At 43.0% G+C, this 11612-nt stretch carries 11 protein-coding genes and 1 pseudogene; 5 read left to right on the plus strand and 7 right to left on the minus strand.

The features are described from left to right. Positions 1–92: 92 nt before the first annotated feature. Both EKM98_RS11375 and EKM98_RS11380 read left to right on the plus strand, forming a co-directional pair. Positions 93–263 (plus strand): annotated as a pseudogene (locus EKM98_RS11375) (type II toxin-antitoxin system Phd/YefM family antitoxin); the annotation flags it as partial. Further along, positions 256–513, plus strand: a complete 258-nt coding sequence (locus tag EKM98_RS11380; RefSeq protein ID WP_125982686.1) for a Txe/YoeB family addiction module toxin — start codon at positions 256–258, stop codon at positions 511–513. The pseudogene EKM98_RS11375 and the gene EKM98_RS11380, both read left to right, overlap by 8 nt. A 107-nt stretch (positions 514–620) precedes the next feature. Here the strand turns inward: EKM98_RS11380 and EKM98_RS11385 are convergent, their stop codons facing one another. The 3 genes from EKM98_RS11385 to EKM98_RS11395 form a co-directional block, all read right to left on the minus strand. After that, positions 621–1559, minus strand: a complete 939-nt coding sequence (locus tag EKM98_RS11385; RefSeq protein WP_125982687.1) for a restriction endonuclease — start codon at positions 1557–1559, stop codon at positions 621–623. Positions 1560–1619: 60 nt separating this feature from the next. Continuing rightward, positions 1620–2288, minus strand: coding sequence for a hypothetical protein (locus EKM98_RS11390; protein ID WP_125982688.1), 669 nt, complete (start codon positions 2286–2288; stop codon positions 1620–1622). 232 nt (positions 2289–2520) lie between these two features. After that, complete coding sequence (locus EKM98_RS11395; protein ID WP_404802950.1) at positions 2521–3984, minus strand: FAD-dependent oxidoreductase; 1464 nt, start codon at positions 3982–3984, stop codon at positions 2521–2523. Positions 3985–4285: 301 nt separating this feature from the next. Between EKM98_RS11395 and EKM98_RS11400 the strand changes: the two genes are divergently transcribed. Both EKM98_RS11400 and EKM98_RS11405 read left to right on the plus strand, forming a co-directional pair. Then, a complete protein-coding gene (locus EKM98_RS11400; RefSeq protein ID WP_125982689.1) occupies positions 4286–5221 on the plus strand; it encodes a LysR family transcriptional regulator in 936 nt (311 codons plus the stop codon). Between the two features lie 54 nt (positions 5222–5275). After that, the gene (locus tag EKM98_RS11405) at positions 5276–6286 is read left to right on the plus strand and encodes an alpha/beta fold hydrolase (RefSeq protein WP_125982690.1); all 1011 of its coding nucleotides are present in this window, start codon (positions 5276–5278) and stop codon (positions 6284–6286) included. 291 nt (positions 6287–6577) lie between these two features. Here EKM98_RS11405 and EKM98_RS11410 read toward each other — a convergent pair whose 3' ends face one another. The 4 genes from EKM98_RS11410 to EKM98_RS11425 form a co-directional block, all read right to left on the minus strand. Further along, entirely contained in the window at positions 6578–7423 is an 846-nt protein-coding gene (locus tag EKM98_RS11410; RefSeq protein WP_125982696.1) for an aldo/keto reductase, read from the minus strand. 87 nt (positions 7424–7510) lie between these two features. Continuing rightward, complete coding sequence (locus tag EKM98_RS11415) at positions 7511–7945, minus strand: MerR family transcriptional regulator (RefSeq protein WP_125982691.1); 435 nt, start codon at positions 7943–7945, stop codon at positions 7511–7513. A gap of 111 nt (positions 7946–8056) precedes the next feature. Next, on the minus strand, positions 8057–8536 hold the full coding sequence (locus EKM98_RS11420) for a flavodoxin (RefSeq protein WP_125982692.1): 480 nt from the start codon (positions 8534–8536) through the stop codon (positions 8057–8059). Between the two features lie 620 nt (positions 8537–9156). Next, entirely contained in the window at positions 9157–9762 is a 606-nt protein-coding gene (locus EKM98_RS11425; RefSeq protein ID WP_125982693.1) for a TetR/AcrR family transcriptional regulator, read from the minus strand. A 180-nt stretch (positions 9763–9942) separates the two neighbouring features. On the opposite strand from EKM98_RS11425, the gene EKM98_RS11430 reads away from it, so the two are divergent. After that, complete coding sequence (locus EKM98_RS11430; protein WP_125982694.1) at positions 9943–11355, plus strand: MDR family MFS transporter; 1413 nt, start codon at positions 9943–9945, stop codon at positions 11353–11355. Positions 11356–11612 lie beyond the last annotated feature (257 nt).

Consider the following 11612-nt stretch of genomic DNA (forward strand, 5'->3'; position numbering starts at 1 on the left):
TGGAAATTAGTAATATAATGTGCCATAACCGTTTGGCATCAATGGTTACGGTCCATTTTGATACTTTCAACCTTTAGGTAACTAGTAAAAATTCGGAAGAAAATATTGTTGTCATGGGTAAACGCGATTACGATGCAATGCAAGAAACGATGCGCGTTTTATCAAATAATTATCTGATGGATAAAATTAAACAAGGCGATCAGCAATTCGCTAAAGGTACTTTTAAAACCCATGACCTAATTACGGATGAAAATAATGGTTAAAGCCTGGTCAGATGGCGCTTGGAATGATTACATGTACTGGCACAGTAAAAATGATAAGGCCATCATTAAAAAAATAAATCGCTTGATTAAGGATATTGAAAGAACACCCTACGAAGGATTGGGGAAACCTGAACCATTGAAATACGAACTGGCCGGTAAATGGTCGCGGCGAATAAGTGATGAGCACCGCTTAATTTACCAAATGGCCAACGAAACAATTTACATTTACTCCGCTAAGGATCACTATTAGCGAATATTCTAGTCATTCAACTAAGAGCGCTACGCCAAAAGTTAATTTTGGCGCAACGCTCTTTTTATGTTTTTAATTAGTGTGTTGCAGATACCTGGCCGTGAAAATTAGTCTTTTTCTTTAAAAAAGTCATCCAACTCATAAGTTACAACTGGCGTGACGTGTAACTGATATTTAGCAACTAAATCAATTAATCGCTCACCATTAATCAATGTAATCACTCGCGTTCCCGCCCGGGCGGCAGAGATCGCGGCCCGTGAAAAATCGGCCGTGGTAACAAAAATACCATATTCGGCGTTATGTTTATCCATCGCGCCTCTAAATTTATCAATTTCTGGCGATGGCACCATGCCTTCCCAGCGTTTGGCCTGCACGGCAACTCTGGCCGTTCGAAAATCATCAGTTGTTAGATAACCATAGCCGTCCAATCCACCGTCACCACTTAGTTTTATGCCAATCGTTTCATCTAATTTAACCCCCATTGACTTCACTAATAATCGAGAAAAAAGTTCAAATTTGGCCGGTGAAATTTGCATAAGGGCCGCCAATAGATCACTTCGCCATTGTTCAGAAGCATCAATTGTATCCTCAACGATAGTATCTTCTACCGAATCATTAACAACAGGCGGATTTTTTTTACTTTTTTGCCGTTTAATTAGATTTTGTTTGTGGCGCCGTTTCCACTCAGGATCAGACTTAGCGCGAATATCCATTTGAATATTCAATGAATCTAGATTTAATTGCCGACCAGATTTAGTCAGTTCAATCTCTCCTCGTTGTGGTCGCATCAAAATTCCGGCAATTTCTAAATTTGTAACACTAAAATTAAACGGAAAATTAAATGGCTTGTACTGCTGACCCTTTTTTCCGATTTTGATTTGATTAATAACTGTTTCTGGAATGGCATTGTCTTGTTCCAACAACGCTTGCTTTACTTCATTAGTGGTAGCATGGCCACCTAATTTACGTAAAATCTTAATAACCTCAGGCATGATTACATCTTCTTGCTGCACTCGTGGTAAATTTGAAAAGTCATCTTTTTCCATTTCTTGTGCCTCTAACTATCTGTTTTTAGTTAACGTTACAAAACCGAAAGGACAATCCACCTACTGCAAAACTTCTTCCATCACATCGGCGTCATCTTCGGACACATTGCCAGCGTACTCAGGTGTTGCAAGTGAAATACTGCCCTGGCTGTTTCTAAAGAGGTACATGTTGCCGTTAAGGCCGGCTTCCGGTGTCGACGCTGGTTTGTCCGCCACAACAATTTCGGTGTTAACTTTAACTGTCCGAATCTCAGAATTGCCCACCTTATTGGCAGAAAAAACGCGAATCAAGGTCATTGGCACATTTTTCAACGTAATTTGGCGCTGATCGCCGGGCTGCTTTAATTCGCCGGTTTGATTATCTGGCCAGTAAAAGGTTGCTGTTGCTGCAGCTGTGCCTAATTGATTAAAAACCACTTCCCGGGGTTGATTGACTCCCTTAAGGTTGTAAGTAGCCGTTGTCCCTAAATCCTTGGCTTCGACTTCATAAGGAAATGCCGCCGAATTTTCATCCGTTTGCTGTGAGGATGTAGCGGCCGCTGATGTTGACTCAGACGTTGGCGCAGTTGTTGCCTGTTGTGTCGTTGACTGACTGGACGACGACTGAGCCATTTTAACGGTGGAACGCGCCGCTTTGGTACTACCAGCGGTTGCCTGTTTTTCCTGTGCACCACAACCTGCTAAAAGTAATAATCCCCCGACCATTAACCCAATTTTAATTTTTTTCATAGTAATTCCTCCAAATGTCGCGATTAGCTTCTAGAAGTATCATAGCAAACTCTATTCGCATTATAAATAGCAGATTTGCCGTAAAGAAAGCCCATTACTGACTTAAACGAATTTCCCTAAGCACCAAATTCACGCCAAATAAAAACTACTCAGATTAAATGACCTTCTGAGTAGTTCATGGTGATAATTTAAAAACTAACTTAACGGTATTTTAGCAACCTGGTTAGGCCACTTATTTCTGCAAATAAGCAACTGCGTGAGCACCACTATTGCGGCCGGAATAAAAAGCGTAGCCAACGCAAGTCCCTGGCATATTTGGTCCGTAAGTATCGCCGGCCAACCCTGTGGCGTCATTGCCCACAGCGTACAAACCATTGATTAACTGGCCCTGTTCGTCTAAAACTTCGTTGTTAGGTGTTACTTTCAAACCGCCCATGGTACAAAAGGCGCCGTTATCTAGGGCAAAGCCGTAAAAAGGACCTTCTTTAAGTGGTTGTAAATATTCAGGCTCCTTACCGAATAACTGATCCTCACCATTAGCCGCAGCCTGGTTATAATCAGTTACCGTTTTTTCTAATTGACTGACGGGAACATTCATCTTTTTGGCCAATTCCGTGATTGAATCGGCCTTGAAAATAAAGGGCTTCGCTGCCGCCACTGCTTGGTCGAGTTCGTCCTGCAACTTATCCATCAACTGACCACGTTTGACGTAAACGCCTAAGCCCATGAAGTTTCCCTTCGTTATCATGCGGTCAATCACACTCTGATCCAAAATACTAAATACTTTGTTTTGGGTATAAAGGGCGTTACCGGCGTAAGAAAAATTATAAACAACTGATTCATCAACGAAACGTTCTCCGTTTTCATTGACCCATAATAGCGGCTGACAAGTGGCCGCGGCGTTCATTTGTGAAGCCATGTAGGCAAATGATGGTTGACTGGGATCGCGTAAATAGCCACCAAACAACATTGCCATCCCGGTACCGTACTGCTGGGCCCCAATTTTCCAGGCCATCCGCAATCCGTCACCGGTCCCTTTGCCAGAACTAACTGGAATCAAGCGTTTAGTGTCATAGTGGGTTAATTTGGCCATCATTTCTGGATTGTTAAGGTAGCCGCCAGTGCCTAGAATCACCGCTTTAGTTCCAACGGTCTGGGTTTCCGCGTTACTTTCATCCCGTAATTCAACCCCGGAAATCGCACCGTTAGCAGTTTTTTCTAACCCAATTGCGGCCGTGGAAGTCAACACTTCAACGCCCAATTCTTTGGCCTTAGGCAACATGACGTGATTAATCACTTGGTCGCCCATGCCCTTGTAGATGTGCCACGTTGCTTCGCCGGCCCCCATCGCCTGAACGCCTTCGTATTCCACGCCTAAATCGTGTAGCCAAGCAACCGTAGCCGCGCTGGAATCAATGTACTGCCGCCAAATTCGCGAATCAGCTCTAAATTTCGAATAACCAACTTCTTCTTTTAAAACGGCCGTGCCGGAAACACTGATGTTGGCCGCTTTTTGCAAATAACTGTCCACGGCAAACAATCCCTCAGTGTAATTGCTGCTGCCACCTGGATGACGGCCCTTTTCAACTAACAAAACCGAGGCACCCTTTTGTGCAGCTTCAATCGCAGCCGACATACCAGCCGCGCCAGTTCCAACAACGACAACATCATACATTTTCTTTTGTAAGTCCATCATGAGACCTCCTGGTGATTTTTTGAATGAAACAGGTTACAATTGGTAAAGTATTTGCTTTTGGAACATGATTAGACACGTGGAAAAATTACCTTGACTAGTTCTAATCAATTTTGCGTCAACGTGCTTGAAAAAGCGGCTTCCGCTGCAGCCGTGTTCCAACTTGGCAATGTCTGCCTTATGGAAACTTAACTACTTTTCCAACTACTCTCAGGTTACATGCATTCACACGTTATGAAAACGGTTTAATTAGTTCGTCAGCCGAACTTTTATTTGGGGAGGAATACTTACGGATACTGATAAATTGAAAACTTTTCTGTTGGTTTCGCAATTAGGTAGTTTTGAAAAGGCCGCCAACGTGGAGTTACGCTCGCAACGTGCCGTTTCTAAAAAAATGACCAGTTTAGAAAATGAACTTGGCATTCAATTGTTCGATCGCCGCACCAACCGAATCAAGTTAACCGTGGCTGGGCAGTACTTTGTCGGCACGGTACAGGATTTATTGCAAGGCTACCAAAGTGCCGTTCAGCAATTACAGAATGTCCAGCAAAACAACGCCCTTTTACGCATCGGCTACTTTTCTATTTTTGAGGCCGCCTTATTGCACCGTTCCCTGAAAAAACTGCAAGAAAAAAGGCCCGCCACGCAATTCGTTTTGCAAGAATTGAGTAACGAGCATTTAACTGAAAGTGTTGTTAACGGAAATTTGGACCTGGCGCTCTCCATTAACTACGGCATTGATCCCCTGGCGAACACGCCAAAGCTTAGTTCATTTGATCTCTACCAAAACCAAATGGTGCTGGGTGTCAGTCCACTAAACGCACTGGCTGGCAAAAAAGTAGTTGAACAGGCGGATTTACAAGGTAAGGATATTCTGTATTATAGTCCTGAAGGATCAACTTTCTTGCTGGAAAGTTTTTTATTCAATAACCCCAGCATTCAAAATTACGAGCACGTCCGCCGGGTCAGCAGCTTTGAGCAAATGCAATTATTGGTTGCGCTGAATCAGGCGATCGCCTTTTACCCCCAAGGCCTGCTTAATTCCAGTCTGTTGGCCAACCTGCAAGATACGCGGGACATTATTTTCAAGCCAATTGCGTCGCCAACAGGTCAACAGGCTTACCGAATCATCGCCTTTTACAGCCCTAGCAACCAGAATCCTGTTTTAAAAGACTATCTGCACCTTAATAAAAACGAGCTCGGTGCGAATCCGGCTGACAAACAGCATTTCATTCATTAAAAAAGTAGCACACCCTAATTTATTCAACTAACGTTCACCAAGGAGAAACCATTAATGAAAGTAACGTTTACGAACCGCCGCAACATCCGGCAAGCGCACCAACAGCAACTGGCCCAACACAGCCCAACTGGTTATTATTTCAACGATTATATCTCATTAAACGGTCTAAAACAGTGGGTCACGATTCGCGGCGCTAAACGCACGAATCCCTTGTTGCTCATCATTCACGGTGGGCCGGCCGCCACTAACTCAATGTTCAGCAATTTAACTCAAAATTTTGAAAAAGAAGTCACGATTGTCGAATGGGATCAGCGTGGCGCCGGTAAAACTTACCGCAAACAAAAGGTTACCCCGACTAGTTTACAAGAAATCGTTGCTGATGGCCTAGCCTTGACACGTTGGTTGCGCAAAAAGTTTTCCACAACGCCACTAATTTTAGTTGGTAGCGCAGAAGGCAGTTTTACCGCTAATTTAATGTTGCAGCAATCACCACAATATTACGCGGCCTACATCGCAACTGACCAAGATTTTGAAAATTCCCGTCAGGCCGCCGTGGACCAACTTAAAACCCTTGGCCAGACCAACCACAATAAGAAAATGATCCACCGAATGAAAAAAATGCCCCAACGACTTGATAATTGGACCGACACGGAAATTAATCACTTTAATCGTTATGCGGCCAAGGCCAACCCAGCCGTACCAAATGCCATGCGGGATTTATTAATCCCCCAACTGTTAACCTCGCCATTCCATTCCTGGGCTGATGTGCTGGCCTTTTTCCGTGGTATGCGGGCAACAAAACAGCAGCTAGCTATGGAATTAGACCACTTTAACTACGAGCGTCTTTTAACCGAAACCACCGTCCCTTTCTTCATCTTTCAGGGTGCCGGCGACGTTGTAACCCCAGCCGCCAGTGCCAAGGACTACTTTGATCAAGTTAAGGCACCTAACAAAAAAATGGTCTTAATCCCCGCTAGCGGCCATTTATGCTTATTCGCTAATCCAGACTACTTCTTGAAAATGATTCGTGAAAATGTCTTACCCGTGCTGGAACAGAAGAACTGACTGCACGACTAATAAAACAGATAACAACTATTCTTTTGAGTACATTCTTTATCGGTAACTAATTTTCACCAGCGAGTAATTCAGTTGATTTCATCTTTATTTACTCGATCAACTCCAACAAAAATAGGACTGCGACAAAAACCAATTTTGCCACAGTCCTATTTATATCCAAAAAACTTTACTGTTAGCGCGTAGTAAAAGTATTGACCGATTAACGTAACCTTTAAATAGCGGTGCCCTTTAACAACGCGGTTCGCCAAATATATTTTAACCGGAGACGACCACGTAAATTTAACGTCCGCCGCCTAGTTGTTCAACCATCTTAGGATCGCGGTGGTCAAAAAACGCCGATTCCTTCTTATCCAAGCTGGTGATTTGTTGCATTTCGGTAGCACTCAACTCAAAATCAAAAATGTTGATATTTTCGGCCATTCGTTCCTTATGAACGGATTTGGCCAAACTAACAATTCCCCGTTGATAGAGCCAACGTAATACCACTTGGCCAACACCCTTGTTGTGCGCGGTGGCAATTTTGCTGAGGACGTCATTTGTAAACAGGCCGTGCTTTCCTTCAGCAAATGGTGCCCACGCCTCGGCCTGAATACCTAATTTTTTATGCCAGGCCAGCTCATCTGCCTGTTGATTCCACGGATTGATTTCAATTTGATTCACTTGTGGCGTAACCTCATTATGCAAGTTCAAATCAACAAAGCGATCAGCGTTGAAATTAGAAATGCCGATTGCCCGAACCTTTCCTTCTTTTTGCAATTCTTCCATTGCGCGCCATGAGCCATATACGTCTCCGTAAGGCTGGTGAATCAAGAATAGGTCCAGATAATCTAGTTGCAAACGATCCAACGCATCCTGGAATTCTTTTTTCGTAGCATCATAGCCCGTTGAACTAACCCAGACCTTGGTCGTTACAAATAATTCTTTTCGATTAACTGGGGATTCTTTAATGGCCGCCCCGACTTCGGCCTCATTACCATAGGCTTGCGCGGTATCAATCAACCGGTAACCGGCCTCGATTGCATCTAAAACGGCCTGTTTCGTACCGCCATTTTCAATTTGAAATACCCCAAAACCAACTGCCGGAATTTCAACGCCATTGTTTAATTTAAAAGTTGGAACTGTCATCATTAAAGATCTCCTTTTCAATTTAGTTGCACTTGTTAATAGCTCAAAGTCTAAACCCTGAACTGCACTCCATGGCAAGCCTTTATTTTAATTTTTTTTAGTCGGTTTAAATTTTGCCATTTTCCACATTTGTTCCACATTATCGGAATTCATTTCGCCGGACCTAAATTTGGCCAAGTGATCATCGTAAGTATCAATTTTATATTTTAATATCTGCCGTGTTTTCTCTAATTCGGCAAATTTTTCATCTAATTGGTCCAGTTGTTCGTGCAATACCTCTTTTTGCGCCGCCGCCACATCTTCATTGGATTGCGCCAACGAAGCAAAGTCAATCATTGATTCAATTGACATCCCGGCGCCACGCAAACTTTTGGCCAGAAAAATCCAGTTTAAATCATTATCCTTATAATTTCGATAGCCATTTTTATCACGTTTTACTGGCGGAATCACACCCACCCTTTCGTAATAACGCAGCGTATCAACAGAAACCCCGAGTGTTTCGGCTACTTTTTTACTATTCATCGCTAACTCCTTATCTTAAAAAAACTTGGTTTATACCTTAATAACTTGAATTTGAGCCTTGCACTCACTCTAGCGCGGATGCTTTTTAAAGTCAGCCTAAAGTTTACGGAATTAAACCAATCCATTGGCCTGCAAAAAATTGGCCAAGGCCTGATCATCGTTATTGTAGCGAAATCCTGCCACAAGTTTTGCGTTACTTGAACTGACCAAGTCCCTAAAATAAGCCATTGAATCATCAATCGGCGTACTCATACTAGTTGTGAACGGGACAACAGTTTTAGCGGTGAAATCAAACTGCTCAAATAATGAATGAATAATCATCGGTGGTTGTTGCCACCAAGTTGGAAAACCAACAAAAACCGTCCCGTATTGCGCCCAATTCTTTATTTCCGTACTAATTGCCGGATGAAGATCATTGTCTAATTGCCGTTTTGCAACTTCAGTGTAATTCTCATAACCAGCCGGATAGGCCTTCTTTGGTTCTAATTGCACAATATCCGCACCCGTGGCCGTTTCTATTTTTTCGGCCGCCTTCTTTGTCGTGCCGGAAAGAGAAAAATAAACAATTAACTTTTTATTATTGCTTTGCATATTTGGACCTCCTTGAAATAAATTACATTACTACCGCACCAATTCGATTCCTGCAGATGGTATGTTATCTGAACTTTTCTGAAATAAATCACGTCACTACTGCAATAAATTCTTTTATTTATTAAAAATACTGCAGTCAAGCAACAGATTCATTCTTGATTGACCATAGTATAAACCCTGGTCTGCACTCCATAGCAAATGCTTTTAGCCTTTAATTATTAAAAAGTTCAACATTTTAGATCTATTTTGACGATCCAACGGGCCCACGCACAAACATTATTTTTCAGCAAATGACAACTTTACTTGCTAAAAAGAATCCGGTAACTCAAATTTTTATCCAAGTCGGATTTTTAAACCAGTAATTAGTTCCATTCAATCTAATCAACCCAAATAATAACGTTCCCTTGCGCTACATTGTTAGGCGGCGTCTGCGAATGATTAATCCTAATTCAGATTATTTGAACATTGGCAGCAACCACAGCAGGCCTAAATTAAAATAAAATGCATAAAAATGATCGCGCCAAAGTAAATTCTGGCACGACCATTTCTGTGCAATACAAAAGATTATAATCCTAATCTGTGCTAGAAAAGATTAAGGCAGCTATCCTTTTAAAAAAGCTCTAATTAGTCTTTTCCTGCTTACTAGCCAACAACACCGGCATTAAAATCTCATCAATCATGGCGTACAAGCCTGCTTGAGTGAGAAAGCCTGTTGCCAGGATTTCATCCAGCAATAACATGGCCGGTAAATTAATGGCCCGCTCACTTAGATTGGCCAGTTTAATTTCACCGCGATGATCCGCCTGCTTTAATATCGCAACCACGTATTTTCTAGTTCCGGTATTGGACGTAACCAAGCCAAATATATCTCCAATCTGCCCACCAATTTGATCGGCAACTAAACCACGAACGGTCGCTTCACCAAGGACCGCAAAACTCTTTAACGGCGCACCTAATAAATTAAATAGATCTTCCCGCAGTGAACCAGTATCCGTATTTGGTGGCTCAATCCGCGGGGCAAACTTTTTAAAGGCCGCAACTAACAACAATGATTTTTTGGGCCAACGCCGGTACAACACCGTTTTGGTAGTGTGCGCGCGGGCCGCCACGCCTTCCATAGTCAATTGATCATAACCCTTCGCCTTAAATTCAGTCCAGGTTGCCTTTAACAGTTCATTTTCCAATTCTTTTCCCCGTCTACGAGTAGGCCGTTTAATTTCCGCCATTTTTTCACCAACTTTACTTGCTTTTCATTTGAATCTATTATATCATTCTCAATTGTAGATACGCGCGTATCTTATAAAATATATTTTCTAATGCTTAAGGGCAAAATCATCTAACCAATCCTTGGGACAGTGCGATTAGACTTGCCTTACACCAAAATTATCCTTAAAGAAGGTTCTCTCATGCAATCACAAACAACAGCACCAAAAAATAAATCGATCATTGCTACTTGCGCGATTCTAGTCGTCGGCGCCATCGCCCCCATGCTGGATTCCACCATGGCCAATATCGCCGTTAATGCAATCACAAAAAGTCTTAACACCTCAGTCAATAACGTGCAGTGGGTGGTCACCGTTTATGTACTGGCAATGGGTATTACCGTTCCCATCGCCGGCTGGGCTATTGATTGGATTAGCGGTAAACAGTTGTACCTCTGGGCCTCAGCCGGTTTCTTCCTTGGTTCGGTCGTCTCTGGTATTTCGACGAATATCACTGGCCTCATCATCGGTCGAATTATTCAGGGCGCCGCTGCCGGCATTATCGTCCCACTCCTGACAACCTTAATCGTTCGCGCTGCCAATGGTAAAGATTTAGGCAAATTAATGTCAATCGTTGGTCTGCCGGCCGTTTTAATGCCAATTCTAGGCCCTACAATCGGTGGTTTCATTATTGATCAATTAAACTGGCACTGGATTTTTTACATTAATATCCCAATTGTGCTAATCTCAATGACCGCCCTAATCATTTGGTTACCTAAGTTTAACCCAACCCAGCCGGGTAAGCGACTTGATTTTCCAAGTATCATTCTTTTTACCGGACTATTTACCGGTTTTATTTTGGGCATTACCAAATTTAGTAATACTGCCAAATGGAATCAGAGTTCCGTTCTATGGCCGCTAGGAATTGGCCTAGCTTGCTTGATTGGTTACGTTATTTACGCCTTTGTTTTACCAAAACGAGCACTAGTTAATTTAAATTTATTTAAAACACGAAGTTTTTCAGCGGCGTCAATCCTGTTACTTATGTCTGGAATCACGCTAAACGGCGCCATGTTCCTACTTCCGCTTTATTTTCAAAACATCCGCGGCTTAGGCGTTGTTTGGGCCGGTATTTATTTAATTCCCCAAGGATTAGGCATGTTGCTAACCCGAACGCAAGTCGGCAAACTTACTGATCGAATTGGTGCCCGCTGGGTGGTGGTAGTTGGGATTCTGATCGCAACCTTAAGCACACTCCCCTTTGCTTTTGCCGGTAGCACGACAAACAAGTGGTTCTTACTGACCAGCCTATTCATCCGCGGTGCTGCAGTTGGCGCCTTTACGATTCCAATTATGGCGGATTCCTACACCGGCCTCAGTCCCGCACAAATTCCTGAAGCAACCACTGCCACGCGCATGTTCCAAAACATCGGTAGTGCCTTTGGAACCGCCATTCTCGCTACCGTAATGGCTCACAGCTTAACCGGTAAACTGCCAACAATCGCGCACCTAACAACTTCTTACAATACGGCCTTCATGTGGTCGATTGCCATTACCTTGCTGGCCTTAATTCCGGCCTGGTTCCTCAGTGTAAAACATTCAGGTATAAAAAAATAACAAAACGACGGAGTGGGACAAAAGTCGGTTTTGGGTTCACTGCGTAACGTAAGCTAATCCAATAACCGTACTATAGTTATTGGATTAGCTGTAGTTAGGCACGTAAACCCAGACTTTTGGTGCACGTTCTAGAGTAGCGTTCGGAAATAAAACGAGGCTAGGACTTTTGTCCCAGCCTCGTTCCTACGATTAGTCAAGGGGATTGAACTGTGCTTTTTCGTTTGAATTAGAATTTGATGATGGCTTAAACGTCGAGC

This window comes from Loigolactobacillus iwatensis, from assembly GCF_003950295.1.
GTDB lineage: Bacteria > Bacillota > Bacilli > Lactobacillales > Lactobacillaceae > Loigolactobacillus > Loigolactobacillus iwatensis.

What these genes read in the sequence shown, in the direction of transcription:
- EKM98_RS11430 (WP_125982694.1), top strand. Translation starts at nt 9,943, where the DNA reads ATGCAATCACAAACAACAGCACCAAAAAATAAATCGATCATTGCTACT.
- EKM98_RS11380 (WP_125982686.1), top strand. Translation starts at nt 256, where the DNA reads ATGGTTAAAGCCTGGTCAGATGGCGCTTGGAATGATTACATGTACTGG.
- EKM98_RS11410 (WP_125982696.1), bottom strand. Translation starts at nt 7,423, where the DNA reads ATGACAGTTCCAACTTTTAAATTAAACAATGGCGTTGAAATTCCGGCA.
- EKM98_RS11385 (WP_125982687.1), bottom strand. Translation starts at nt 1,559, where the DNA reads ATGGAAAAAGATGACTTTTCAAATTTACCACGAGTGCAGCAAGAAGAT.
- EKM98_RS11420 (WP_125982692.1), bottom strand. Translation starts at nt 8,536, where the DNA reads ATGCAAAGCAATAATAAAAAGTTAATTGTTTATTTTTCTCTTTCCGGC.
- EKM98_RS11390 (WP_125982688.1), bottom strand. Translation starts at nt 2,288, where the DNA reads ATGAAAAAAATTAAAATTGGGTTAATGGTCGGGGGATTATTACTTTTA.
- EKM98_RS11395 (WP_404802950.1), bottom strand. Translation starts at nt 3,984, where the DNA reads ATGATGGACTTACAAAAGAAAATGTATGATGTTGTCGTTGTTGGAACT.
- EKM98_RS11415 (WP_125982691.1), bottom strand. Translation starts at nt 7,945, where the DNA reads ATGAATAGTAAAAAAGTAGCCGAAACACTCGGGGTTTCTGTTGATACG.
- EKM98_RS11405 (WP_125982690.1), top strand. Translation starts at nt 5,276, where the DNA reads ATGAAAGTAACGTTTACGAACCGCCGCAACATCCGGCAAGCGCACCAA.
- EKM98_RS11425 (WP_125982693.1), bottom strand. Translation starts at nt 9,762, where the DNA reads ATGGCGGAAATTAAACGGCCTACTCGTAGACGGGGAAAAGAATTGGAA.